Here is a 26,365-nt window from a genome sequence, read left to right as displayed (position 1 = left end):
CCTTACCACGTATTTTCTCAATTCTGTGAAAGTCATATTTTATTGTAATTTATTTAAAATGATTGTAATAATCTATATGCAAAATTTTATGATAGAATGGTTATAGCAATAACAAATTAATGGTTCGAATAAAAGAGTAGGGGGAACAAACATGTTTCAGATAAGATATTTAAAGAAAGAAGATAAAGAATTTTGGTATACGCTTGACAAGCACTTGCCAGAAATAGAATTTATTAAAAAAATTACTGATAAAAGAGGATATGTTATTCTAGATGAAGAAAAGCCGATTGGGATATTACGCTTTAATATGTTTTGGGATAATACGCCTTTCTTAACATTGATTTATATTGATTTTAAATATCATAAAAAAGGATATGGTCGAAAAGCAATGGAGTTTTGGGAAAATGAAATGGCTAAACAGGGTTATAAAATGATTATGACATCAACACAAGTTGATGAAAATGCGCAACATTTTTATCGCAAACTTGGATATAAAGACTGTGGCTGTCTGGTGCTTGACATACCAGGTTTTGAACAGCCACTTGAAATGTTCATGGCAAAATCCCTTTAGAATAAAAATGGTTAAGTATGTCAATATAAGGAGGAAACTATATGGACTTTAAAAACTATAAAACACTACCACTTGATGCGAAAGAGCAAATCAGAAATGTAACCAATACTTGGTTGAAATGTATAGGAGAATCTGTAATAGGAATTTATTTACACGGTTCTATTGCATTAAATTGTTTTGTAAAAGGTGTAAGTGATATTGATATACTAATAATATGTGACAGACGAATAAGCCGAGATGAAAGGCTTTTAATTTCTAGAAATATAATTGAAGTGGATTGTAATCCATCTCATCTTGAAATGTCCGCAATATGGATAAACGACTTAAACCCTTGGAAATACCCGACGCCTTGTCAATTTCATTACAGCGATACTTGGACTGAGCATTACAAGAATTTGTTAAATGGTAATATAAAAGAAAGTTTCATTGTAGACGAAGATTTTTGTGACCCGGATATAGCCAGCTATATTCATCTAATAAATCAAAGTGGTGTTTGTATTTATGGAAGACCAATAAAAGATGTTTTTCCTGCTATACCAGAACAAGATTTTTGGAGCTCTTTAAGCAATAACATTACTGAATATGATTTTCAAGCATATAATCCAAGATATTTTTCAAGTAACATCTTAATTTTGGGACGTATTTTGTCATATAAAAAAGAAAAACGCATATTGTCTAAATATGAAGGTGGGTTATGGACACATGATTATGTTCCAGAAAGATTTAAATACATTATTGAAAACGCTATAAAAGAATGGTATTCAAAAGAAAAAGATCTAGAGTATAAAAAGGAAGATTTAGATGAACTAAGGCAGTTGTTAATTAACGAGATACAAGACTGATGAATATATCAGATTCATCAATAGTCGATTTTATAGGGACCAGAGAATCCATTCCATGTGTGCAGATAAATAACAGAAGCCGCAAACCTCCTTTTTATCAGTATTTGTGTGCGCGGAGATTTGTTCGAATCCCGTCTCGCGCTGTCATCAAAACCAGGTATCAGTAAAACTGATACCTGGTTTTTTTATGACAATGTAAAGCAGAGTTCGATCTCATACAGACTGAATATTCTGAAGAATGGGAATGGAGGCTCTCACACCGAGATTCTTGTTCCTCTAATGGCTTTACGGAGCGTCTTTTGCGGAGTATAGACTATGCGAGGATGTCGCTGGTCTGAAACCGGTATGCTTACCTAATAATAACCAATAAATTAAATTATTATTGGTTATTATTACCTTTTACATTTTTAATAAACTGTGCTATAATACAATTAAGGAAGAAAGCAACAGCAATATCTTCCCACATACCCTATTCACTCATTACAGTTTTATCAAGTATTTGGTATTCAGTAGTTAGTTAAGAACTTGGGTTTTTTTATTACCTAAAATTAATTAAATGAAAGAATTATTTAAGATTTCTGGTTTTCAAGTACACAGTTTCATTTGATTTAAGGTATTAAAAAGTATTGTTTTACCATTTTTATGTTTTAAGTTTAGTTTTTATGTTTTATATTTGTTTTAGAGTTTTTTGTTTTAATCTTTTATAATAGGATCCAGTTTATTTTATTTTAAGTATTTTTATTAAAGCTCTATTATAGAAATATTTATGTAGAGAGTTATTATTTTTGTATTATTTATGTTTGTTTCAATTATGATGCTTTGAATTATGTTTTAGATTTATGTATTAGATTAATTCGTTACCTTTTTCAATTGAATGTTCTATCTTCGTTTTAACTAGTATTAAATCTTTAATGAAATATGAAGTATTATCAAAAATTAAATGTAAATTTCGTTTATGATTGTTGTTATCCAGTATGAAAGCGTTAAATTTACTCCTGAAAGGTAGCGAAAGTTAATTTATGTGCAATGCTAAATTGAATAGGGTATGGTAAGTAGCCGATTTGTTTGTTGATTTTTTTAGCAATCGGCTACTTATTTATTTAGAGCAGATATCACACTGCCCTCTCAATTTGGATTTGATGAATATTAATCGTTATGTTACTAATGATAACCCGTATACTCGTAGGAGTAACGAGTAAACGTTATCATGTCTGTAATAAATACATACACCAGAAGACTATATACTTCTTTGGCATAGATTAATTTGACTTCATATATTTGTAAAAGGTATACTAAAATAAATATCATTATATGTAAAATCAGTTCACAAGGTAACCACAGATTATCTGAATTTAGGTGTTAAACAAAAACACATATGATAACTAGGGGAATTATCTTGTTAAAACAAATTAAGAAAGCCACATATATCAGATTGTTTAAATAATATTAATAACAGACTTTCAAAAACTATGTTAAAAATTTAAATATAAATATCAAATTAAATAAAAATAAGTGTTGACATCCACTACAATCCATGTTATGATAAATATGTTGTTTTTAGATGTAAGTTTTGATTCACATATTTTTGTAAATCATTAATGAGTTTAATGATCTACAAAAATATGTGATTTTTTATTTTCACCGAAAAATATACAAATATTATATTAGGAGGTATCTTTCATGAATAAAGGTACAGTAAAATGGTTTAACGCACAAAAGGGATTTGGATTTATCACTAATGACGAAACTGGTGAGGATGTATTCGTACATTTTTCAGGAATCGCTTCAGAAGGATTTAAGTCTTTAGAAGAAAATCAAAATGTTTCTTTTGATATTACAAAAGGCGCACGCGGCCTACAAGCTGTTAATGTTGTATTAGCATAATATCAATTAGTGCATAAGATTAGACACGGATAATTTTTATCCGTGTCTTTTTTATTACCCTAATCTTTGATATAGATCTTCCTGTGCCCATCATCTTCTACCACTGATATTATCTGGTACCGATAATACTCTTTGTTAGTATGGTATCTGCATAATTGTTAAGCCTAATACTTGACGTCACTATGGAAAAAACATACAATTATATAAGATTTTAATACTAATCGGCATCTATGTAGCACAGTTAATAAAATGAATATATACTCCTAAGTACAGTAAAATGTTTTAGAAACTACCAATTACATAAAACTTTCATTCAAAAGAGGAGAAACCTTATGCCAAATGCAGTATTTCATACCCTATTCAGAAGCAATTGGTTTCGTGAATCAAGTGTGTCAATTTGCTCCTAATATATATATGCACTGCAATTGTGAGCCCTATTGTTATAGAGATAATAAACTAATTCATACAGGAACCAAAAAACTACTCGGTGATAACATTCTGGCTATACCGAAATTAGATTTCCAAAGAATTCGCATAGTGTTTGATGAGTCTGAAATAGTTGATGTAGCGCAATACATTTCACATAACATGATATATCAAGCATCCATTCATAATGCAGCTCTTGTCACCAACAAAGCTGCTACAAAAGTATTATTATTATTCGGAGCTAACATAATTGCCGGAGCTTTTCATTTCACAATACTACCACAAATTTCGCTATTTTCTGACATAAGTGAAAAAAGTATATTTATTCAAGGTTTGTTACTAACGGCTTCTAATCCGATAACTATTATTTTTTGGAGTGGAGTATTCTCTACCTAGGTAATAGAAAATAAATATACTAAAGTAAATCTTATTTATTTTGGATTAGGTTGTGTATTATCGACACTATGTTTTTTAACCGTTATAGCTGTTTTGGGTATTGTAATAAGTGGATTTTTCACACAAACAGTCATGCAGATTAAATGTTGTGGTTGGTATTGTTATCATATATTTTGGGGTTCGGTTACTATATAAAAAACGGTCATAGAATAGATTTTGAGTTTAAATCGGTTTAGAAAGGATGAAGAATCATGCGTACCGAACAACAAATGATGGATTTAATCATGAAAAAAGCTTTGGAAGATGACAGAATCCGTGCAGTAACCATGGAAGGGTCCAGAGCCAATAAAAATGCTGTTCACGATCAATACAGTGATTTTGATATCTGCTATTTTGTTAGTGATGTTCGCGAATTTACTAAAGATAAAGGCTGGATCGAATATTTTGGTGATATCCTAATCGTTCAATATCCAACAGATTGGTATTCACATCCTTATGACTACAATAATCATGATAACTTTACCTATTTAATTCAATTTACCGATGGAAATCGTATTGATCTAACAATCATTGATATCACTACTATAACTAAAGAGGCTAATAATACTGAGCCAAGAGTTATATTGCTAAATAAAGATAATTTTGAAGAACTAATTCCAATTGACAATGAAGAGGTTTTCTTTATAAAACCACCAACACAGATGGAGTTTTATAATACCTCCAATGAATTTAGGTGGCTATCTATCTATATCTCGAAAGGATTATGTAGGAATGAATTCTATTATGCAAAATACAGTTATGAAGTTCCCATTATGGAGATGTTCATGAAGATGTTGAATTGGAAAATTGGAATTGACCATGCTTTTCAAGTAACAACCGGAAGTCATTACAAATACCTGAAACGGTTTCTTAACGACAATGAGATGAAGCGAGTTCAGGGAATATTTCCCAATGGTGAATATGAAGATATGTGGAATAAATTATTTCAAATGTATGATTACTTTGATGAGCTTGCTGCTTATGTAGCAATGCATTTTAGATATGAACATAACAAAAATGAAACCATACATGTTCGCAATTTCTTAACGAAGAGACGAGAACAATATAACGGCTATGAATAAAAAAATGCTATGGAAATATTTGTATCAGAATAATATGTGAATTAGATATGGTATTCGTAGCTTGTATACTTTATAATATAACTAGCAATAAAACACTACTTATGAAATTACAGGAGGAGACCACCCTATGAAAATAATAATGTACGGATCCGAGATATGTCCTGACTGCGTTGAAGCCAAAATGCAATTATCAAATCGCCCTGATATAGAGTTAGATTATAAAAATATAACAGAAAAAACTGCAACCTTAAAGGAGTTCCTATCATTTCGAGATCATGAAGAGTTGTTTGCATCAATAAAAGAAAAAGGTAAAATCGGTATTCCTTTCTTCATTTTAGAAGATGGAACAAAAACCTTAGATATTACTGATTTCGTAGACATAGAAATAAAAAAACCTGATCAATCTGCAAATTCCTGCTCTTTGGATGGAAAAGGTAATTGTTAAAGAGTTTCATGGATTTTATCTAATTGATTTTTATAAAAAGTATTGACAAACATACCCCTGATATTATATTATATCTCTTGCGCACTACTAATTTAAAAAGATATGCGCGAGTGGCTCAGTGGTGGAGTATCGCCTTGCCAAGGCGAGGGTCGCGGGTTCGAATCCCGTCTCGCGCTTAATGAAAAAGGGCAGGAAAGCTAGTAAAATCAAGCTTTCCTGTTTTTTTGTGTCTCAAAATCATGTGTGCAGGATGTGTGCAACATCCTTTGACGTATAGGGACTGCTATAATGCTTTGTTCATGTAGGTACGATTCTGCTCAACTTCATGGTAATTGTAAATATAGCCCTTCGTCGTCTCGATATCCTCATGTCCCATATAGACACTGATTTCAGCTAGAGGCATCCCCGCTGCAAACAGCCTGCTTGCAAATGTTCTGCGGATACAATGACTGCTCTTAAACGTCACTCCGGCATCCCGACAATACTTCTCTAACCAGTAATTAAAGCTCCTGCTCGTCATCCTTTCACCATTTGCTTGTGTAAACAAGTATTCGTTATCAGATGAGAGCTTTTCTACCTCTTCCAAAATCTTTTGTGCTTTTTCCGTTAACGGAATGGTACGATAGCCAGAAGAAATATCATGTTTTACATATTCCACAATCTTGTAGCCTTTTCGTATATAAACTCCATCTACTCTCTCCTCATCCACAATCTCCATTTTGTGAATATAGGCTTCGTTATCAAGCATGTCTTCCTTTTTCAGTACAACCAGTTCTCCAATCCTTGTTCCGATTTGAAAATCCATCAAAATCGTATAGGCTTCCATGGTTCCTTGTTGATAGAGAAAATCTTCTAGGCTTTCCATCTCATCTTCAAGATAGAGCTTAGAACCATCCTTCTTCCTTTGGATGGAACGGAATTTAACATCCGTATGCGTATTTAACAGCGGATTTACGGAAAGTATCTCCTTATCCATTGCTATCCGATAGACAGCATTCAGAATAGTTTTCATGTTATTAAATTCTTTTCTTGAAAACTTGAACGTGGTAATGGAATCATTCAGAAAATCATTTAGCATTCTGGTTGTTATTTTCTTAATGGGAATGGTTATAAGTTTATTATCGGCATAATACTTACGCCAATGCTGCTCATCCCGTTTGACAGTCTTAATATCGATTACACCTTCTACAGACTGCTTTCCTCGCTTTTCTATCCACATCTCATATAAATCCTTGATAGTATAATCACTTTTACGGTCATTGTAATAATCGTAAAGCTTACTAATCAATTCTTTATACGATGGTGCGGCTATCTGCTGTCTTTCCTCGTCTTCTTTCCTTACGGTGGTTATGAAGCGTCCATCCTTTCTGGAGCTGATGGAATATGGATGACGCTCTTTTATAAAGTTTTCTTTGGTCATATTTATTTTTATTGCGACTTCTGTTGCATCCAAGATACCACATTCATAAGCTTCCTGCAAGATAGATAATGCATCAAGCATAATAATGTGACCTCCTGTGTTAATACTTAAAACATGTTTCTTTCATGTTTTATACGAACAATATGACAGGTAATTTTGAAAACGAAGCTTTTTTTTGAAATATGCCCGCAGATCCTGCGGGCATATGAGTTAGCGTAAATAATGTTCTGCAATGATATTGATTCGGTTATGACCAAGGAATCTACTGGAAATCAACATGGCACGCTTATCATAACAAACACCTTTCAAGTCACATCTGCAATGGTAGCGTTCGTTCTTCGGTATCTTATCTACCGGTCTGGCTAATGTGTTATAGATTTCCGTACAATATTCACTTCGATAAGAGTGAACATCCATATCAGGGACATAGGGCCATACTTTATTATTTCCTGCTTCTTTCATTCTTTCTACAATAGCATCCACATTCGAAATAATAGGGGATTCCCTATATCTTGCACCCTTTGCTCCACTAGTAACAGCTATGTAATAAATCCCGTTCTTAAAGACTAATTGTGTGCCCCTTAAGCATTTCAATTCTTTCTTACGTAATCCGGTGGCTTTACAGAATTCTATGAATTCCCTGTTCTTTGTTTCAGAGAAATTCTTATCACGTTTTGCTGTTTTCCGGCTTCTTGTGATTCCAGCCCTATGACGTACTGCCGTTTTAATAAAATCCTCTGTCGTACAGTCAAATATCTTAGCAAGAGTACACGCTTCCAACTTCTGAGTATACGGTGATAAAGCAAAACGTGTTGTAAGCCATTCATCCGCATATGCTCTGCATTCTGCCAGTGTCTTGCATCCATAGTGCTTCTTACACCATTTAACAAAGTAACAGGCGTGCTTCTGATAATCCTGAAATGTGCTCCAGGTATAAATCTTATGAATGGTTATACGTTCCTCATAACTTAACTTTGCCTTTGAATTCTTTTTACGCTTCTCTTTCAAAAGCGCACGTTCTGCCTTTTGGTCATCATATTTCGAGTGACCGATTGCCATCTTTGACTTCAATTTCATTTCCACCTGATGTATTAATGATTGATGTTTCTTTTCTCTGTTCCGGGCCATATTTACCTCTTTCCTGCGCTATTTTACGCGCAATGAAGTCTGTGCACAGGCACAAACTTGACGAATAAAAGTGATTTTCTTTCACTTTGACTATAGTTACTTAGATTGTATTTTTGTTAAAGCTGAGCACGCGCCAATTTATTCAAATCACAGGCACCTGGTGATTATTGCTCCTATGGATACAGTCAAAGGGTATCCAGCCTAACCATTATTACCGGAGCGGTTTTTAATGGTCTACAATCTTCGTAAACATTGGTTTGTCAGATAAAATCCCGTTACAGATACGTCTTAAGTCAAGAGAACTTCGTTCTCTCTTCTTTTCTTCTCACAGACAGCCGGTATACCGGATATAAGGTTTTATAACTTCAATTACCTTACGAAAACAAAATATATATTTTGTTTTCTGTCTGTTTGTTTCATTTGTTTGTTAATTATAAACTGTTTTTGTTTGTTTTGTTTTCTCCTTTCAACTTCTTTACAATTCTAATATGTCATATTTAAATTTTTACATCTGAAATTTGATGAATATTTGCCGTTCCATTCTTATTGATAACCGTTTACTCGAAGAAGTAACGAGTAACCGTTATCATGCCAATAAAAAAGGTGTACTCTTCTGAATAAGGTGTAGTTTATACACGTTCATCATTTAGGGTTGACTTTGTATATTGCAAAATGTATAATTTAGGAATTACTTCACTATAGTTTACAATACGAAGTAGAAAATGTATATTAACTTGGGAGGTGGTTGTATGAGTGAAAGCGATATTAGCGACATTAGCGATATTGAAAACATTAATAATTTGAATTTGAAAAGGAGATGCTTTTATGAGTTACAACCCAGAAATTCCAAGAGACAGATATAACAATTACGGAGACCGAGAATGGACACGACTTGAAAAAGATGGTCATGGTGAACTTCTATATCGGGTACATCTTGAAATCTTGAGCCGACATATCAAAGCGAATGATAAAGTTTTAGAAATTGGCGCCGGTTCTGGTAGGTACACAAAAGATATTGTGCAATTTTGTAAGTCTTTAACTGTAGCAGATATTTCCGAACATCAGATAGAATTCAATAAAGCCAAAATGAAGGAATTATCCCTATTTAACTATATCGAGTCCTATCATGTCTTAGATATACTTGATATGGGAGTTTTCCCAGATTCATCTTTTGACTGTATTGTATGTATCGGTGGCGTAATTAACTATCTTTTGGATAAAGAAAAAGATGGCGTCGCTGAAATGCTTAGAATTTTGAAACCGGGCGGTATTATGGTTGTAGGAGCAATGAGTTTCATTGGAGCTTCACTATACTATCTAGATGGTATAAGATATGAAAAAGACCAGTTTGGCATAGAAGCAACTAGATGGATTTTTGATACAGGAGTCCAAGATGAAGAACATTATCCTGTACCAAGCAAACATTATGTCCATATGATGAGAAGCAACCAGATGGATGATTTATTCAATCAGTTTCCAGTAAAAATAATTGAACGCAGTTCTGCTGGTTTATTTACACAAGCTGGAGACGCGGCCTTGGAAAATGCACGAAATGATAAAGATTTTTGGGAATTGATTGTGGAAAAAGAAATCCAATTTACTAAATTACCAGGAACCCTGGACTGTGGCATGAATATTATTTATGTTGTTCAGAAAAATTAATGTCTGTAACTAATAGGCATTTAGCGAAGTTCAATTAGTTCGTTGTCTTTCATAAATACATATCACAATTTATTTGAGCAATATAAAAAGCACACATCCAATGTGTGCAATCATGTGTGCAGATAAATAACAGAAGCCGCAAACCTCCTATTTATCAGTATTTGTGTGTGCGGGGATTTGTTCGAATCCCGTCTCGCGCTTATGAAGTCCCTTGATTTTCAAGGGATTTTTTGTTGCGCTGATATGTGCATCATATGTGCACTGCTTTTATTAGCACTTTTACAATGCATTATTCATGATATTTAAGTTCTCTTGTTCCATATTTGGATTGTAAATATACCCAAGCGTGGTCTTTTCATCGACTTGTCCAAGAATATCCCGTATCTTATCAAGTGGCATTCCTGCCGTGCTTAATCGGCTTGCAGTAGTCCTTCTCGTACAATGAGGACTCTTGTATGTAATACCTGCATCTCTGCAATATTTACTAAGCCAATAGGTTACCGCTCTTGCAGTTAAACGTTCTCCATCTCGTTCAAAGATAAACTCTCCGTCGGGATTTAACTCTCTTGAATTCTCAATTATCTGGTTTGCTCTGTCGGTAAGAGGAATAAAACGGTACTCTGAATCGTTCTCCTTCTTCAGATGCTCTACTATCTGAACTCCGGCACTTTTAAAGTTCTCTCCATCAAAGACAAGCACCTTTTCTTCCATCCTCTGGATTGCAATCTTACCATACTCGATATCAGAGAATTTAAGCGCTACCCCTTCTCCTATACGGGCACCAAGTTGAAACATTAACTGAATGCATAACGCTTCAATCGTATTTTCTTCTTCGAGATGAGCAACTAATGCTTCATATTCATCATTCAGATATAGCTTAGAACCGTCACTTTTCTTCCTAACTGCTCTGAATTTTGCCTTAATATAGATACCGTTCATTGGATTCTCTACAATTATCTCTTCATCAATTGCTATCCTTAACAAAGCAATCATAATGCTCATCATGTTATTGTATTCTCTGTTAGAGAGATTGAATTTAGTAATGGTAGCATTAAAGAAATCATTCAACATCTTTGTTAGAGATAGGAACATGAATGATGGCATGGTCTCTGTAGTACTTATTCCAATGCTGGTTATCACGATTTACTGTTTTAATGTTAACGTTTTTATCTTTTAGTCTTTCCGCTTTCCACTCTGGAAACAAGTCATTCAGGGTCCGTTTCTTCTTGTTCTCAAAGTAAAACAGATACAGCTTGTCTATCATCTCATCCTCTGTTCCTGCCGATAACTGCTTGAGTTTGCCCTCCTCCCTTACGGTTGTTATTACTCTGCCGTTGGAACGGCTATTGATTGCATATGGATGTGTTTTTTCAACTAATTTTCTACGTGTCATCTTTAACATCTCATCCACTTCTGATATTGATAGGATATCATGTCTGACCGCTTCTTTCAATGTTTTGTCATAATTCAACATATCGAAACCCTTCTTTCAGAAAAAAGGCTTCTGTTTGTTATGTATAATCTCTATTTCAGAGTGTCCGGAATTATTATTTTGCCTAATAATAGTTAATAGTTACTTATCTACCCTTATGATGATTCATATTCCGTTCTATTGATAAATCTTTTTTGTGTAGAAGTTCACGATTCATTAATTCCTTTATGAAGTCAGGACATTTATTAATGAGTTTTGACAGGAACTCCGTTACTGTTCTTACCATAAGGTCATATAATTTAATCTTCCTTTTCGCTTCATTCAGTTGAACTCGACGTACACTTTCATCAGATATTTGGATATTTAAAATATCGTTGGTTATTTCTTTCTCAAGCAATAGCTCTTTCTCTAATTCAGAGAGTTTTTCTCGCTGTACTATAATTTCTTGTGTTTTGGCAAGGATTACTTCATCTTTTTCAATTAATGCTTGATTTAAGCTTTCCTTTTCTTTCTGGAGCAGAGCATTCTTTTCCTTTTCTAACTTCAACGCATAGTTGACAGATTTCTGTTGCTTTTTAACATCTATGATATTAAATAGATTAATGTGTTCTTCCGGTTCTAAGTCTTTCGCTCTTTCTGCAAGCTCCTGTTCTTTCTTAATGATATCTGCCTCCAGCTTGTTAAGCGATTTTTCTGCTTCCTTTAATTTGAATGCTTCTACATCCAAATGCTTTTGTGCTTCTCCAAAATCATGCTTCTCTCCACGGTCAAATCCATATTCTTTCCCGACCGTGTCATACATATAATCTTGGAATTTACGATAACTGAATTTACCTTTCCATAGTTCTGTTATAGAGACTTTCTTACAATCCTTCTTTTTATCATAGACTATCGGAATTGCAACAATATGCATATGAGGAGTTATTTTCCCTTCGGGAAAGAGAGCTTTCATATCCTCATCCAGAGGATGAAACACCTCATCACGATGTATATGAGCTGATAAAATAATCATGTACGGGAAGTACTTCTGAAGTGCTTGCAATACTTTTTTGAAAAATGCTTCTTGTTCCTCAAGACTCATTTGCGTTATAATCTCATATGGTGGATATATAAGAAATTCATCCACAAACTTTGTTTGCTTATCTTCTGCCCCCTGCACTTTTAACTGCCCTTTAAATACTCCGTTTTTATAAAGGCGATTGAATGCTGCCAGATAGGTTTCTCCATCTTTCAGATTATTCATTATACAAGAGTTCAGATGGGTAAGTGTTGCATTGATGTTCTTGTTCCGATAATTTTTCAGAGTCCTGAAATTGTGTTGGTACGGAAAACGCGTCTTAGATTTAATATAACCTTTGTGTCTTGCTATACAAACGTATGCCATAATTTATGCCTCCTTACAAATTTGTTTTTCTGGTACATTAATAAAAATGATAGACAAATTTTAAAAGGAGCATTTTTTTGCTGTTTTTTCGAAAATGTTTTTCTTTATTTCCTAATACAGAGTCTGTATTAACTCACTAGGGCAGTTTTACAAACTGACCTGCTCGCTCTCCGAGGGGTCTGCGACGCTTTTGCATCATCCCACATCAAAAATACGAAGGATCCATGCTACGCATGGATCCTTCGTATTTTTGATTCCGTCTTCACCCAAGTACATAAGTATTCATTATGTTTATGGCAGGGTATTTTCATGTAAAATATCATAGCATTCATTATTTTTACTGTATGAATGTATACGCCTTTTTAGAAAGTGTAGATTATACATCTTTAAAAAAGTGTACGCCATTAATGTTATTAATTCTATCGTAGTACTAATTTCATGCACCAAAAAGGTAATAACTCAAATAATCTTAGGTTTTACTTTATTCAAAACGAGTAGTTTTTCGTTTATATACATTACTTTTCACTTCACGCAAAAAGATTGCCGTAATTTTTTTACGGTAATCTATTGCTCTTTTTATAAGTATCTAGTATAATATTAATGTTAATAATAGAATATAGAATAAGAGAGGTGATTTCTATTATGCTTAAAAAATTCGAAGTTAAAAACTTTAAAAATTTCAAAGAAAATATTATTATTGACTTTGGAAATATTGGTGGCTATCAGTTTAGCACAGATTGTATTACAGATAATACTATTACTAAAATGCTAATATACGGCAGAAATGCTACAGGAAAAACAAACTTAGGCGAAGCAATTATGGATATTGGAAGTAATTTATCATACCCACGATTAGGAAGATTTAATGAAAATTTCTTTATAAATGCAGATTCAAATGACAATTACTCGGAATTCAAATATACTTTCATGTTTGATGATAAAGAAGTTATATATAAATATAGTAAATTTTCCAATGTAGAATTACGCGATGAGGAACTAATAATTGATGAACGAAAGATTTTTTATTGCAATTTTTCAGAAGACAAATACAATTTTGATAATTTAAGCTATATTTCTGCTGAATCAGTTGTGCTAGATAGGTATTTAGATTCAATAAAGGAGAATGAAACTTCAGAAGATTTAATTGAACGAGCATTACCTTTTATGAGATGGTTAATTAGTAACTCCGCTTTAACGACAAATTCTGTTTTGTTAAAGTTAGATGATTATGTTAGACGTATGTCAATGTTAACTGTGGGAAGTATGGTTATGTATAGACCAAAGAGAATGTATGACAATTTTTTTGAAGTATTAAATGATGACTCAAATCAACTAAAAGAATTTGAAGAATTCTTGAATATAATGGGAGTAGAATGTCGTTTAGTTTTAAAAAAACTTCCTGATGGTCAAAATGAATTATATTTTAAACATAAAAAATTAATTCCATTTTATGAAAATGCATCAAGCGGAACATTAGCACTTCTTAATTTGTATAGAAGATTTTTTATTGGAAAAACAGCATCTATGATGTATCTTGATGAATTTGATGCATTTTATCATTTTGAGATGGCAGAAAATCTTTTAAAGTATTTTAAAATGAAATTTCCAAATTGCCAAATTATATTGACTTCACACAATACTAATTTATTATCAAACAGATTATTACGACCAGATTGCCTGTTTATTTTATCAAGAACTGGCGAATTAACATCCCTCAGTAATGCAACACAACGTGAATTGAGAGAAGGACATAATTTAGAAAAGATGTATATTAGTGGAGAATTCGAAAAATATGAATAAATACAATTTAGAGATTCCAAGAAAACGTCACCTAAATTTATTAATTGTTGAGGGAAATCATGAGAAAGATAAATTATTTCAAATAGTTTTTCAAACTTTTCCAGAATTAGAAATTAACATTGACGATGTATGGATTTATGGTACTAATATTTATATATTATATAATGATTTATTATATGAATACGGTGATACATGGTATGAGGAAGATGTTGATTTACCATTTATTGTTGGTAAGAAAAAAAATCATAGTACTATCTTAAATAAAAAGGATTTTACTAATATTTATTTAATATTTGATTATGAACGACATGACCCTAATTTTTCTGAACAGAAAATTAAAAATATGCAACGTTATTTTTTTGATTCAACTGATATGGGAAAATTATATGTTAATTATCCAATGATAGAATCTTATCAACATTTTACTTGTTTCCCTGATACTAACTATGAGAACCTGACTGTAGGCGTTACTTTACGGCCAGGTTCTCAGTATAAAAGATTAATACAAGATACATTTGTGGCTAAACTTATAAAACTTCCTAAAAAAATAGAAGAAATATTGTCAGACCGATATGGTATAAAAGATATTGAAGTCTGTAAGAAACATACTCAGAAAATATTAGAAATCTCAAATGCTGATAATTTAATCGAACTCATTAAACAGAATCTTGATGATATTTTATCTTATCCAAATTTAAACACAGCAAAATTTCAAATAGCGAGTTTATTAACCAACATGGGATATCTTCAAAATCATATAAGTTATTACATTTATATGCGTAAAATCTTTAATAATATTGTATTACATAATATTACTAAGGGAAGCAAAATACTTAACATAGAATTAAAGGATAAAGATTATAAATCATCTTTTGAATTATTAGATTTATATGAAATATTAAAGGTACAAAATAATGTAAGTAGAGATGAAACATTAGGTTATATTTGGGTGCTAAATACTTGCGTTTTTATAATACCAGATTTCAATTTTAAATTAATACAATAGGTATCAAGAATAACATTGTTACTAAGTGTATTAGCATTATATTAAATATGTGCACTATTATGTGCACATAAATCAGAAGTGGATGGAACCCCTTTCTTTTCAGTATTTATAGGATGGGATTATGGTTCGAATCCCGTCTCGCGCTTAATATAAAAAGAGTTCATCCAATAGGATGGACTCTTTTTATGTTCTGTGTGTAGATCAGATTCGTACTCTCACAAACAGAGACTTGGAAGAATGAGAACGGAGGCACACACGCCGATGTTCTTATTCTTCTAATGGCTTTACGAGCTGTTTTTGCGAAGTAAAGACTATGCGAGGACGTCGCGGGTGAAGTTCTGCGAAGCAGCCCTCGAATCCCGTCTCGCGCTTACGAAATCCCTTTATTTTTAAGGGATTTTTTGCTGCGCTATAAGGATTTAAATATAACAATAATTATTATGCTTTCCACCAATTGAGAATTTAAAAGATTCATCTGAATTTGAATGGTTTGAATGGGGTGAGTACTTTGAAAATGCCTCCAAAGCCGAGGAGTGTTTAATATGGGATTCTCTGTATTGTTATATAAAATCTAATACTATTGAAAGAAATATTAGTATTATGAGAGCAGATAAAAATCACTCTGGTTTTTTCAAGTTTTAATATTATAATATTTATCTTTAAGATATGGTTTATGTTCTAATTTACATGCCATGTGTTAAGATGCCTTGTTGAGATTAAAATATACCTAATTAGCAAGGATATAAGAATGGAAAACACGAAATATCATTTTCTCAAATAATTATGAAGAATTACATCTATTGTTTGATTACATTACCTTCAGTTTATGATTTTCATTATTTCCAGTTTTAGTTTATACAATAATTAATTGTAAATCAGAGAAAGAAGTTAAATAATAGTTTGCCTTATGATAACCATAGGCATCTCCTAACGCTGCACTATCCATACCTGCAGCAAAAGCTGCATCAATTCCAGCTTTTGCATCCTCAACCACCAAACAGTATTCAGGAGCAATATTCAAGTACTCTGCTGCCTTTAAGAATACCTCCGGATGTGGTTTGGAATTCATTATGTTATTCCCATCGGAGATGGCATCAAAATAATCTGGCAACCCAATCTGATTAAGAATAAGTCTGGCATTTTTACTGGATGAGCCAATTGCCAGTTTTAATCCCTTTAAACGGATATGCTCTAATATTTTAATTACTTCCTCACTCAGATCTGAAGTTGACATTTTAGCAAGAAGCTCTTTATATACCCCATTCTTCTCTTCTGCCAGGCTAGCCTTTTGTTCCTCAGTAAAAGGCTCCCCCTTATGCTGTTCCAGAATGATCTCAAGGCTTTCCATCCTGCTTACTCCTCGAAGACGGTTATTAATCTCTTTATCAAAATATATGCCCATTCGATCCGCCAACTTCTTCCATGCCAGAAAATGATATTGATCGGTATGACAAATCACCCCATCCAAATCAAATATGACTGCTTTATACTTCATATTTTCTGTACCTTTCCGTAACTGTATTACTACATTTCAATCGTAGCTTCTTTATCCTTGTAATGCTATCTTAACTACGTCTTCTAAGTTGTACGAAATACCGTAAATGTGTATTACCTTCGAACCACCCTTAACCAAAGTAAAGATTGTTTCCTTAGCATTCACTTCCACAATAATCTGACTGTCCTCATAATTAATTTGGAATTTGTATTGCTCCCATTGTTTTGGCAGTGAGGGTGCAAAATAAATACTGTTCTCCTTAATCCGAAGTCCTCCAAAGCCATAAACAATCGCCATAAAATTACCACCCATGTTGGCTGTATGAATCCCGTCCTTCGTATTCTTATGAGTATTAAAAAGATCCAGTTTTGCGGAATCACCAAAGTAGTCATAAGCCTTATCAATTAGACCAAGCTTGGATGCCATAATACTAAAGATACAGGTAGATAAGGAAGAGTCATGGGTCGTAACCTTTTCATAATAATGAAAGGTATTGCGAATGGTCTCCATTGACTGTGCATCTTCAAATATAAAATGTGCTAAAACAGTATCCGCCTGCTTACATACCTGATGGCGATATAAATGAAGTGGATGATAATGCAGGAGTAAGGGGAACTTTTCTTTCGGCGTATTTTCTAAATCCCATACCTTCTTATCTAGGAAAGAATCATCCTGTGGATTAATTTTTAATGTGTTATCATAAGGAAGATACATCAAATCAGCTGCTCGTTCGAATTCTCTGACTTCATCCTCTGTAATACCTAATTTTTCAATATTCGTCAATTGCTTTGCTTCTTTTAACATGTAATAAAACTTATATGCCCAACGCAGATTATATTGCGCTGATACATTGGTATAGTAATTATTATTTACCATACAGGTATATTCATCGGGTCCGGTAACCTCATTAATTCGAAAGGTACCATTGCTGTAATTTCCTACATCCATCCATAAACGGGCTGTCTCGAAAATGATTTCTGCACCCTTCTCAGCTATAAAATCAAGATCCTTCGTTACCAGATAATACGCGACCACCGAATAAGCGATATCACCATTGATATGATAACCTGCTGTTCCTGAGGGAAAATAACCGGAACATTCTGTACCCATGATGGTTCTCCAGGGAAATAAGGCACCCTTTGCATGACCTAAGATTTTCGCATTTTCTCTAGCCTTATCAAGGGTTTTATAACGAAAGCTAATTAAATTCTTGGTTATCGATGGTTCTGTTAAATTGAAAAAGGGTTCGATATACATCTCCGTATCCCAAAAATAATGCCCTTCATATCCTTCTCCGCTTAAACCCTTTGCCGTAATATTACAATGTTCATCCTTACCAACCGATTGTATTAGCTGATACATATTGTAATTAATTGCTTCCGTCAACTCATCATCGCCCTTAATTTCTAACAGGCAGTTATTCCAGTATTCTTTCAGATATACGAATTGAGCTTGATATAAAGTTTCCAGAGAAACGGTTAATGCTTTCCCCATTTCTACCTTCGCATTTGCCGTACAATCCTTATGACGGATAGAATCGCTGAATACAGTATATTTAACTAATTGAATGCTTTCATTTTCTACTATAGCCGTATCAATCTTTGTAGATGCACTGTGACCTTCGAGTTTCGTTACAATGCTACTATCTTTCGATAATCTATGAGCAACACCAGTACACACAGATAAAGCGGATTTTGATGTATCGGAGGTTAGATAGGAAACTCCCTCCTCAACTACAGCCTGTGCCGGCACAAGATATCTACTACTTTCTCTTGCAGCCCGTGGGTCATTTTCATTGCTATAATTTTGCACCTCACCCCGGTGATAGGATTGGAATACTATATTTCCGTTAAAGTTCAATGCTTTGACTATGTATTCAATAGTAAATAGGGATAGTTGAGTAAAGGAAGTCATTCTTTTTATTGATATCTCTATTTCTTTTCCTTTGGGCGAACGCCAAACGATATATCTTCCGGTTATTCCTTTCTCCATATCAAGCCATCGTTTGCTTTCTTTGACTGTTCCCTCAAACATACTGAACTTCTCTCCATCGATAATAAGATAAATCGTCTGGGTGTCCACCACATTTAACATTGTTTGCTTATCTTCTACCAATCCGTATAACTTTTCAGCTTGCTTCATTTCTGCGATATCATAGAAGCCATTGATATAGGAACCACGGATTGTATCGATACCTTCCGGATAACCTTCTTCAAAATTAGACCTTACTCCGATATATCCATTTGCATTATGGAATACGGTTTCATATACAGTTAAATCATTATAGTCTGAGATGATATTATCTATTGCGTAAACCGGTTGTTTTATTTTCATTCTTTCCTCCATCGATGCCCATGCCTAAAGTTGCTTGAAGCGGCATGGGTATTGTAAAACATCATTACTGCTTAACAGCTCCTGCTGCAACACCCTTAACGATATATTTCTGCGCTGCCAGGTAAAATACAATAACCGGTATGATGGTCAGCATTAAACCTGACATCGCCAAGTTCCATTCAATCGTAAACTGGCCGAAAAAGGAAGCGGTTGATAAGGGAATGGTGCGAAGCTCTTTACCGGATAAGACTAGGGAAGGTAATAAATAGTCATTCCAAATCCATATAACATCCAGTATTATAACTGTAGCCGTTGTCGGTTTTAATATAGGAAATACAATCTTCCAGAAAACTTTAAATTTATTGCAACCATCAATGGTAGCTGCTTCTTCCAGAGATATCGGAATGGATTTTATGAAACCATGGAATAAAAACACCGCCATACTAGCTCCAAAACCCACATTCATATAGATTAATCCGCCCAGGGTATTTAGCATCGGGAGGTGTAGGGTATCCCTCGCCCACCCCATAACCTGCATCAAAGGCATCATAATCGTTTGAAATGGAATAATCATTGTAGCAACAAAGACCATAAACATGAATTTACTGAATTGATTGTTCATTCTTACAAACATCCATGCAGTCATCGATGCAAGTACAATAATGATAGCGATCGATACTACAGTTACTATGAATGAATTCGTAAACGCCCTCGTAAAATTCATTTTACTCATGGCTTTGGTAAAATAATCGAAAGAAAATTTTTGAGGAAGTGCTAGCATATTCTCATATAACTCCTGGCGATTCTTAAAGGAGTTAACCAATACGATATAGATTGGAAAGAGATAGCATAGACAAATAACAACAGTAATCATTTCAACGATTATCATAATGACCTTCTTCATTACATCTCCACCTCTCTCTTTTTCGTTATTGATACCTGTATTAATGTAATAATGGCAACCGCTATAAAGAATATAATTGCTTTTGCCTGACCATATCCATAATTGCTCAAGGAGAAAATCTCATTATATATGTTCATCGCCATCATCTCGGTAGCATTATTTGGTCCACCACCGGTTAAGGAAAAGTTAACATCAAATATCTTAAAGCAATTTGATAAGGTTAAAAACAGAGAGATGGTAAAGGAAGGCATAATCAGAGGAAATTTAATACGGAACAATGTCTGCCAAAAGCCTGCTCCATCTACTTTACCTGCTTCAATAATGTCTTCCGGCATCGCTTGAATTCCGTTTATGTATATAATCATAATGTATCCAGCCATCTGCCAGGTTGTAACAACAATCATTGCTGCCAATGCATATTGGGGATCGAGAAGCCAACTAAAAAACACTTTAGTCCATCCGGTCAATTCACCTATGGATTTAAACACATCTGTAAAGATAAATTTCCATATGTATCCTAAAATCAATCCGCCAATTAAATATGGCATAAATAACATGGTTCTTACTGCATTGCGTGCCTTTAATTTACTGGTTACAAGTAGTGCAAAGAATAGCCCAAGTACATTGATGAGAAGTACTGCAAATATAGTAAATAAGACTGTATGCCCTGCGGATGTCATAAATCTTTTATCCACAAACAGTCTTATGTAGTTGTCAAATCCAACAAAGGTTTTTTCATTTAACGGCATTCCGTCCCAAGATATAAAGGAATAGCCAATACCAATAATAAAAGGAATAATAACTACCGTTGTAAAAACAAATATCAGTGGTGATACAAATAGAGCATACCAAGCTTTATCTCTAATCTTTTTCATTCTAACCCCCCAGTTCTTATAGGAAGCTTTGACTCCCTTAATGCTTATACTATTTCATTCACATAAAGTCTACGAAAGTTTATTTACGATATCTATTAATATAAAACCAGGAAGAGACCTCCAAATATACGAAAGAAGGTCTTTCTTTAGAGAACTTTATAATACAGAAATCTAACACCGATTTCAGAGTCTATAAATGAAATCCAGCTATGGAGGCTTTCATTTATCATGTATTAAGATGATGTTAGATTTCTGCTTTTTATTTTGCTATTATTTTGCTTTGCCCGCTTCAACAAACGCATTGGTTAAAGCTTCTAGGAATTCATCCGCTGTCATATCAGTGGTAAAGAATTCTTGCGCAACAGGAACTAAATATACATCTACTATACCTGCAGGCCAATAGCTATTAGGCCAGCCAATTGTCTTTCCGGCAGCAGCATATTCAGATACTGAGGCTGAAAGCGGATCCAGTGTAGGACTTTCCATGGTAGAAACAACCGGAATAAATCCGAATTCCTCCATTAGGTATTTCTTACCGGTCTCAGAAGTATATAACCAGTTAAGGAAATCTTTACCTGCTTTTATTTCTTCTGCGGTTGCCTGAGAATTCACATACCAGCAAGCAGGTACTGCAGCTGCAATCTTGTCATTTCCGCTGATCGGTAACGGCATCATACCCATCTCAAAGTTCACATCGTAATCTTTGAACATACCATAGCTCCAGTTACCCTGATGAATGGATGCGGATTTTCCGGTAGCAAAGTCACCGGTTTGTGTATCGTAGTTTACTTCTAACGGATTATTCGTATTCTCTCTAACCGCTACCATAAGTTCTGCAAACTCTTTAAACTCAGGAGTATCCTGCATTTTTACTTCGCCAGCTACTAACTTATTTATGTAATCCAAAGGATTAGCCTGTAATGCAAAAGGAGTATTTAAAATGTGTCCGATTAAGAAATAGCTTTCCTGAGATAAGCTAAATCCATTAGTGCCAGCTGCTTTTTGATCCTTTAACATTTGAATAAAGGACGCGGTATCAGTAATTTTACTAGCATCAATCAGGCTCTTATTATATACAACTCCAAAACCTTCCATGGTATAAGGAATACCAACAACCTTACTATTAATTTCGTTAGCCATATTCTTTGCGATATCGTCAACAAAGGATATATCACTTAAATCTGTCAGGTAATTCTTTAATTCCTCTGATTCAGCACCCGGTACTAAGGAGAAAACAGTAGGACCTTGATTATTACCTAATTTAATTTTCAACTGTTGCAAATAATCATCACCGGTTGTACCCCAAACTTCAACCTCAACTCCGGTCTCAGCCTTATATTCTTCCGCTAGGGCTTCCAATTGATCAATAATCTCTACCTTTGATTGGAATACAATTATTTTTTTCGCTGCCTTTACTTCATCCCCAGTTTTTCCGGTTTCCTCATCCGCTTTTCCACAACCTGTCAATACAACGCTAAGCATCATGATTGCTGCTAGTAAAACACTAAGTATTTTCTTAATTTTCATAAAACCCTCTCTCCTTTAATATTATTTTGTAAAACGTTATACATAAATGATAATATATCTTTATATTGTTGTCAATAATGTCACAACACTTACTTCTTATATCACAATTCTTTGTAAATACTATACAAATATTCCAATAAAAAAGCCACGCCGAATCACCAACATTTGTTGATTCTCACGTGACTTTACTAAAATTTTTTCTAATTTTACTTACATTTTACTAATGCTACTATTTTTTTATTCCTACGCTACTTCGAAAAATGATTTTGGCTGATATCTTGAAGGTCTCAACATTCCTCTGACCTCTGATATTCTCTATGAGGTACCTTGCTGCTATATAGCCCCTTTCATAATTCGGTATAGAAACTGTGGTCAGTCCCATCGCTTCCGCCAGATCGCAGTTATCAAAACCAGTTACCGCAATATCCTCAGGTACTCTGATACCATTCTCCTGAAAAGCCTTCATCGCTCCGATTGCCATATTATCATTGGCACAGACCAGACAATCCGGAAGCTCCCTGCTCAGCATCAATATCTTAGCTGCGTTATATCCGCTTTTTTCGCGATAATTACCGGCAAAGTAACTCTTTTGTAGAAATTGAATATGATTAACTTCTAAAGCATCTCGAAAAGCCCTATACCGCTCCTTATTATCAGCCGTTTCTTCCGGTCCTCCTACAAATCCAAAACTGCGATACCCCCTGTCGATCACACCCTGAATCATTTCAAACATAGGATCGTAATTATTCACAACAACACTTTTTATATAAGGATTATTCATAATTCTATCCAACACCACAATCGGATAATTTTCACTAGCAATACGTATTAACGTATCATCTTGCATTTTTTTGTCAAGAATGATGCTCCCGCCGGTTAGAGAGTTATTCATATACTTTTCACAGGATTTATCAGTACATATGATCAAATCAAAATCATTATTATTCACATAATCACTAATTCCGTTAATAATCTTCAGATAGAAACTCCGATCGAAGTCGCTAAAGTTAAATAGGATTGTATCGTTCTTCCCGGATTTAAGACTTTTACCTGCGGCATTTGGTTGATAAGATAATTCTTTGCAGATTTTTATAATCTTTTCCCGTGTTTCATCACTGACATTTTTCTTGTTATTTAGTACATTTGAAACCGTTGAAACAGATACCCCTGCCAGTTTTGCTACATCCTTTATCCCAACCATACCATACCTCCTACCGAATTTTTTATAATATGAATAGCATCTACGATTATATAATGTAATATTTTATCGATAATTGCCTATCTAGTAAAATATTTTACCTTATATCAGTTCGTTTTACAATACTTTTTACATAAATTTTATAACACTAGTAATTGCTATCTTACCCTACTCGATATCAGAGAATTTAAGCGCTACCCCTTCGATTGAACGCTGCCAGATAGGTTTCCCCATCTTTCAGATTATTCACTATACTAGAGTTTAGATGGGTAATTTTAACCTAACTAAATTACATAACTAAAAGTATGTGCACTATTATGTACACATAAATCAAAAGTGGATGAAACCCCTTTCTTTTCAGTATTTGTTGGATAGGATTATGGTTCAAATCCCGTCTCGCGCTTAATAGAAAAGGGCAGGAAAGCTAGTATAATCAAGCTTTCCTGTTTTTTTGTGCCTAAAATTCATGTGTGCAGGATGTGTGCAACATCCTTTTACGCATGTTTTGGTAATAATTCTTTATTCATGTAGGAACGGTTTTGCTCGATTTCATAGTAACTGTAGATATAACCTTTCGTGGTTTCGATCTATAGATACGTCTTGAGTCAAGAGAACTTCGTTCTCTCTTCTTCTCTTCTTAAAGTCAGCCAGGTTAACCGGCTATGAGGTTGTATCAGATAACTGATATCACCTTAGAATTCAAAATATAAATTTTGATTTCAGCCTATTTGTTTTTTTGTTTGTTCAATTTTTATTATTTCTTTTTGTTTTGTTTTCTCCTTTCATGATAAATATAATTTTATATTTGGATGGTATTTACCATATGTTTATATTTTTAGAAATTGCTTTATTCATGGTGTGCAAACTTATTATTGGTAAATTTAGTTTATTTGTTTAATTTAATATGATATTATTGTATTTAAGATAAATAAAACAAAATTTGGAAATGTGGATTATAATATTATTTGAAAGGATATGTAAAATATGATTTCACCTAAATTAAAACTTGGTGATACCATTGGAATCATTTGTCCTTGCCATGTTGCAAGTAAAGAAAAGTATACTCAATTTCTTAAAGGGATTAACAAGCATGGATTCAAAGTAAAGGAAGGTAAAAACCTCTACAAAACTACATATGGATATGCCGCAAGTGAACAAGAAAGAGCTGATGATTTTAATGATATGATTTTAGATCCGGAAGTTAAAATGATTTTATTCGGCGGTGGCAATGTGGGGAATGAGCTCCTCCCATATATTGATTTTGATGCAATTAAGGAGCACCCTAAGATTATATGCAGTTACAGCAATGGCACTACTATTCTCAATTCTATTTATGCTCAGACCGGTTTAACTGTGTATTACGGTCAGTTCCCTGGTGTATTTGCAAACATTAGTTATTACGATAGTATGCAATTTCATTCACATTTCACAAAGGATGAATCTCCAATGATGTTTGAAAAAAATAGTGAATGGACATGTATTAACAACGGGGTTTGTGAAGGAATACTCATTGGGGGCTATACAACTCGTTTTGCATTTCTAATGGGAAGCAAGTATTTCCCATATGACAAAAACAAGGAATATATTTTATTTCTGGAAAATTATGAAGCTTTTAATGAGCCATCAAAAATAAGTGCTCATTTGGCACATATAGAACAACACGAGTTTATAAAACATGTTAAGGGTCTTCTCTTTGGGCATTATTCTATGAATTCATATCCAGAATTTAATGAAATCCTAATGCGATTTGGGCAAAGGAATCATATCCCTATCGTGAAATGTGATGATTTTGGTCATGGTGTGAATCACGGGATATTGCCAATCGGAGCTCATGCTCAATTAGATGCCAATTCAAAAACACTGCAGTTTTTAGACCTCCAATTATAATCAGTGGGACGCTGATAATTATAATTCATTAACGGAGTTATCAATTGAATGCAACAAATATCATCAGGTATCTATTTATTATGTTTATTATATGACGCGAGGTGAATTATGAATATAAGGAAGATAGAAAAAAATGAGATTAAGCTTATAGCCGAAATGACTCAAAAACTGTTTGAAGATGAGCCAAGTGATATGACCCTTTCTATTGAGGACTTTGAAAATAGGTTACTAAATTATATCAACGCCGGATGTGAAGCATTTCTCTTCACAGAAAATGAAGTGATAGGATATGCTTTGGTGAATATAGCTAGAAACCCCTATTATCTTATTGATTTTTTCATTTGTAGGCATCACAGACGTAATGGAAAAGGCACAACAGCCTTTCATGTACTAATGAATGAATTAAATACAGAAAGCATTGATTTGGATGTATTTTGTTGGAATGATAGAGGGAGAAAATTTTGGGAAAGCCTTGGTTTTAAGGAAAGAGCAATCATTATGAGAAAAAGCTGAAAAAAGTGTGTAAATGTATGTGTACTAACAAATCATAGTAACCGCAAACCTCCTTCTAACAGCATTTCAAGTTATAATATAATGGAAAATAGTTTAGTAAAAATCTCCTTATATA

At 33.7% G+C, this 26,365-nt stretch carries 22 protein-coding genes and 1 tRNA gene; 12 read left to right on the top strand and 11 right to left on the bottom strand.

The features are described from left to right. Positions 1 to 151: 151 nt before the first annotated feature. From I5677_RS03870 to I5677_RS03840, 7 genes are all read left to right on the top strand, one after another. Entirely contained in the window at positions 152 to 571 is a 420-nt protein-coding gene (locus tag I5677_RS03870; RefSeq protein ID WP_197660260.1) for a GNAT family N-acetyltransferase, read from the top strand. Between the two features lie 41 nt (positions 572 to 612). Further along, a complete protein-coding gene (locus tag I5677_RS03865; protein ID WP_197660259.1) occupies positions 613 to 1,413 on the top strand; it encodes an aminoglycoside adenylyltransferase domain-containing protein in 801 nt (266 codons plus the stop codon). A gap of 1,680 nt (positions 1,414 to 3,093) precedes the next feature. Continuing rightward, a complete protein-coding gene (locus I5677_RS03860; RefSeq protein ID WP_197660258.1) occupies positions 3,094 to 3,297 on the top strand; it encodes a cold-shock protein in 204 nt (67 codons plus the stop codon). 339 nt (positions 3,298 to 3,636) lie between these two features. Continuing rightward, complete coding sequence (locus I5677_RS03855) at positions 3,637 to 4,119, top strand: hypothetical protein (RefSeq protein ID WP_197660257.1); 483 nt, start codon at positions 3,637 to 3,639, stop codon at positions 4,117 to 4,119. 251 nt (positions 4,120 to 4,370) lie between these two features. Beyond that, positions 4,371 to 5,240 (top strand): aminoglycoside 6-adenylyltransferase, encoded by an 870-nt coding sequence (locus tag I5677_RS03850; protein WP_197660256.1) that lies wholly within the window; start codon positions 4,371 to 4,373, stop codon positions 5,238 to 5,240. 127 nt (positions 5,241 to 5,367) lie between these two features. After that, positions 5,368 to 5,685: a glutaredoxin gene (locus tag I5677_RS03845; RefSeq protein WP_197660255.1), complete on the top strand. Its 318-nt coding sequence runs from the start codon at positions 5,368 to 5,370 to the stop codon at positions 5,683 to 5,685. Positions 5,686 to 5,789: 104 nt separating this feature from the next. After that, a tRNA-Gly gene (locus I5677_RS03840) sits at positions 5,790 to 5,861 on the top strand. A gap of 107 nt (positions 5,862 to 5,968) precedes the next feature. Here I5677_RS03840 and I5677_RS03835 read toward each other — a convergent pair. After that, complete coding sequence (locus I5677_RS03835) at positions 5,969 to 7,186, bottom strand: tyrosine-type recombinase/integrase (protein WP_197660254.1); 1,218 nt, start codon at positions 7,184 to 7,186, stop codon at positions 5,969 to 5,971. A 129-nt stretch (positions 7,187 to 7,315) separates the two neighbouring features. Next, complete coding sequence (locus tag I5677_RS03830; RefSeq protein ID WP_197660253.1) at positions 7,316 to 8,233, bottom strand: hypothetical protein; 918 nt, start codon at positions 8,231 to 8,233, stop codon at positions 7,316 to 7,318. 825 nt (positions 8,234 to 9,058) lie between these two features. Here I5677_RS03830 and I5677_RS03825 point away from each other — a divergent pair. Continuing rightward, positions 9,059 to 9,895, top strand: a complete 837-nt coding sequence (locus I5677_RS03825) for a class I SAM-dependent methyltransferase (protein WP_197660252.1) — start codon at positions 9,059 to 9,061, stop codon at positions 9,893 to 9,895. A gap of 279 nt (positions 9,896 to 10,174) precedes the next feature. Here the strand turns inward: I5677_RS03825 and I5677_RS03820 are convergent, their stop codons facing one another. The 3 genes from I5677_RS03820 to I5677_RS03810 form a co-directional block, all read right to left on the bottom strand. After that, a complete protein-coding gene (locus tag I5677_RS03820; RefSeq protein WP_197660251.1) occupies positions 10,175 to 10,966 on the bottom strand; it encodes a tyrosine-type recombinase/integrase in 792 nt (263 codons plus the stop codon). After that, positions 10,956 to 11,369 carry a hypothetical protein gene (locus tag I5677_RS03815; protein WP_197660250.1) on the bottom strand — a complete coding sequence of 138 codons (414 nt, stop codon included), beginning with the start codon at positions 11,367 to 11,369 and terminating at the stop codon, positions 10,956 to 10,958. The genes I5677_RS03820 and I5677_RS03815 overlap by 11 nt, the downstream gene beginning before the upstream one ends. Positions 11,370 to 11,472: 103 nt before the next feature. After that, positions 11,473 to 12,711, bottom strand: a complete 1,239-nt coding sequence (locus I5677_RS03810) for a plasmid recombination protein (protein WP_197660249.1) — start codon at positions 12,709 to 12,711, stop codon at positions 11,473 to 11,475. A 642-nt stretch (positions 12,712 to 13,353) separates the two neighbouring features. Here I5677_RS03810 and I5677_RS03805 point away from each other — a divergent pair. Together I5677_RS03805 and I5677_RS03800 are read left to right on the top strand one after the other, a co-directional pair. Then, positions 13,354 to 14,511 carry an AAA family ATPase gene (locus I5677_RS03805; RefSeq protein ID WP_197660248.1) on the top strand — a complete coding sequence of 386 codons (1,158 nt, stop codon included), beginning with the start codon at positions 13,354 to 13,356 and terminating at the stop codon, positions 14,509 to 14,511. Next, entirely contained in the window at positions 14,504 to 15,517 is a 1,014-nt protein-coding gene (locus I5677_RS03800) for a hypothetical protein (protein WP_197660247.1), read from the top strand. Before I5677_RS03805 ends, I5677_RS03800 begins: the two co-directional genes overlap by 8 nt. 853 nt (positions 15,518 to 16,370) lie before the next feature. Here the strand turns inward: I5677_RS03800 and pgmB are convergent. The 6 genes from pgmB to I5677_RS03770 all read right to left on the bottom strand — a co-directional run bounded on the left by pgmB (position 16,371) and on the right by I5677_RS03770 (position 23,853). Further along, positions 16,371 to 17,012: a beta-phosphoglucomutase gene (pgmB, locus tag I5677_RS03795; protein WP_197660246.1), complete on the bottom strand. Its 642-nt coding sequence runs from the start codon at positions 17,010 to 17,012 to the stop codon at positions 16,371 to 16,373. 51 nt (positions 17,013 to 17,063) lie between these two features. Further along, positions 17,064 to 19,346: a glycoside hydrolase family 65 protein gene (locus tag I5677_RS03790; RefSeq protein ID WP_197660245.1), complete on the bottom strand. Its 2,283-nt coding sequence runs from the start codon at positions 19,344 to 19,346 to the stop codon at positions 17,064 to 17,066. 64 nt (positions 19,347 to 19,410) lie between these two features. After that, a complete protein-coding gene (locus I5677_RS03785) occupies positions 19,411 to 20,250 on the bottom strand; it encodes a carbohydrate ABC transporter permease (RefSeq protein ID WP_197660244.1) in 840 nt (279 codons plus the stop codon). Then, positions 20,250 to 21,125: a carbohydrate ABC transporter permease gene (locus I5677_RS03780; protein WP_197660243.1), complete on the bottom strand. Its 876-nt coding sequence runs from the start codon at positions 21,123 to 21,125 to the stop codon at positions 20,250 to 20,252. Before I5677_RS03780 ends, I5677_RS03785 begins: the two co-directional genes overlap by 1 nt. Before the next feature lie 270 nt (positions 21,126 to 21,395). Beyond that, a complete protein-coding gene (locus I5677_RS03775) occupies positions 21,396 to 22,652 on the bottom strand; it encodes a sugar ABC transporter substrate-binding protein (RefSeq protein ID WP_197660242.1) in 1,257 nt (418 codons plus the stop codon). 229 nt (positions 22,653 to 22,881) lie between these two features. After that, the gene (locus I5677_RS03770; protein WP_197660241.1) at positions 22,882 to 23,853 is read right to left on the bottom strand and encodes a LacI family DNA-binding transcriptional regulator; all 972 of its coding nucleotides are present in this window, start codon (positions 23,851 to 23,853) and stop codon (positions 22,882 to 22,884) included. A gap of 981 nt (positions 23,854 to 24,834) precedes the next feature. Here I5677_RS03770 and I5677_RS03765 point away from each other — a divergent pair. Then, the gene (locus tag I5677_RS03765) at positions 24,835 to 25,737 is read left to right on the top strand and encodes a S66 peptidase family protein (RefSeq protein ID WP_197660240.1); all 903 of its coding nucleotides are present in this window, start codon (positions 24,835 to 24,837) and stop codon (positions 25,735 to 25,737) included. Between the two features lie 108 nt (positions 25,738 to 25,845). After that, positions 25,846 to 26,250 carry a GNAT family N-acetyltransferase gene (locus I5677_RS03760; protein ID WP_197660239.1) on the top strand — a complete coding sequence of 135 codons (405 nt, stop codon included), beginning with the start codon at positions 25,846 to 25,848 and terminating at the stop codon, positions 26,248 to 26,250. Positions 26,251 to 26,365 lie beyond the last annotated feature (115 nt).

Source organism: Mobilitalea sibirica (assembly GCF_015999265.1).
Lineage (GTDB): Bacteria > Bacillota > Clostridia > Lachnospirales > Lachnospiraceae > Mobilitalea > Mobilitalea sibirica.
This window is presented reverse-complemented; position numbering and strand designations above follow the sequence as displayed.

Coding starts and splice junctions, on each gene's coding strand:
- I5677_RS03870 (WP_197660260.1), top strand. CDS start 152: ATGTTTCAGATAAGATATTTAAAGAAAGAAGATAAAGAATTTTGGTAT.
- I5677_RS03865 (WP_197660259.1), top strand. CDS start 613: ATGGACTTTAAAAACTATAAAACACTACCACTTGATGCGAAAGAGCAA.
- I5677_RS03860 (WP_197660258.1), top strand. CDS start 3,094: ATGAATAAAGGTACAGTAAAATGGTTTAACGCACAAAAGGGATTTGGA.
- I5677_RS03855 (WP_197660257.1), top strand. CDS start 3,637: ATGCAGTATTTCATACCCTATTCAGAAGCAATTGGTTTCGTGAATCAA.
- I5677_RS03850 (WP_197660256.1), top strand. CDS start 4,371: ATGCGTACCGAACAACAAATGATGGATTTAATCATGAAAAAAGCTTTG.
- I5677_RS03845 (WP_197660255.1), top strand. CDS start 5,368: ATGAAAATAATAATGTACGGATCCGAGATATGTCCTGACTGCGTTGAA.
- I5677_RS03835 (WP_197660254.1), bottom strand. CDS start 7,186: ATGCTTGATGCATTATCTATCTTGCAGGAAGCTTATGAATGTGGTATC.
- I5677_RS03830 (WP_197660253.1), bottom strand. CDS start 8,233: ATGGCCCGGAACAGAGAAAAGAAACATCAATCATTAATACATCAGGTG.
- I5677_RS03825 (WP_197660252.1), top strand. CDS start 9,059: ATGAGTTACAACCCAGAAATTCCAAGAGACAGATATAACAATTACGGA.
- I5677_RS03820 (WP_197660251.1), bottom strand. CDS start 10,966: ATGTTGAATGATTTCTTTAATGCTACCATTACTAAATTCAATCTCTCT.
- I5677_RS03815 (WP_197660250.1), bottom strand. CDS start 11,369: ATGTTGAATTATGACAAAACATTGAAAGAAGCGGTCAGACATGATATC.
- I5677_RS03810 (WP_197660249.1), bottom strand. CDS start 12,711: ATGGCATACGTTTGTATAGCAAGACACAAAGGTTATATTAAATCTAAG.
- I5677_RS03805 (WP_197660248.1), top strand. CDS start 13,354: ATGCTTAAAAAATTCGAAGTTAAAAACTTTAAAAATTTCAAAGAAAAT.
- I5677_RS03800 (WP_197660247.1), top strand. CDS start 14,504: ATGAATAAATACAATTTAGAGATTCCAAGAAAACGTCACCTAAATTTA.
- pgmB (WP_197660246.1), bottom strand. CDS start 17,012: ATGAAGTATAAAGCAGTCATATTTGATTTGGATGGGGTGATTTGTCAT.
- I5677_RS03790 (WP_197660245.1), bottom strand. CDS start 19,346: ATGAAAATAAAACAACCGGTTTACGCAATAGATAATATCATCTCAGAC.
- I5677_RS03785 (WP_197660244.1), bottom strand. CDS start 20,250: ATGAAGAAGGTCATTATGATAATCGTTGAAATGATTACTGTTGTTATT.
- I5677_RS03780 (WP_197660243.1), bottom strand. CDS start 21,125: ATGAAAAAGATTAGAGATAAAGCTTGGTATGCTCTATTTGTATCACCA.
- I5677_RS03775 (WP_197660242.1), bottom strand. CDS start 22,652: ATGAAAATTAAGAAAATACTTAGTGTTTTACTAGCAGCAATCATGATG.
- I5677_RS03770 (WP_197660241.1), bottom strand. CDS start 23,853: ATGGTTGGGATAAAGGATGTAGCAAAACTGGCAGGGGTATCTGTTTCA.
- I5677_RS03765 (WP_197660240.1), top strand. CDS start 24,835: ATGATTTCACCTAAATTAAAACTTGGTGATACCATTGGAATCATTTGT.
- I5677_RS03760 (WP_197660239.1), top strand. CDS start 25,846: ATGAATATAAGGAAGATAGAAAAAAATGAGATTAAGCTTATAGCCGAA.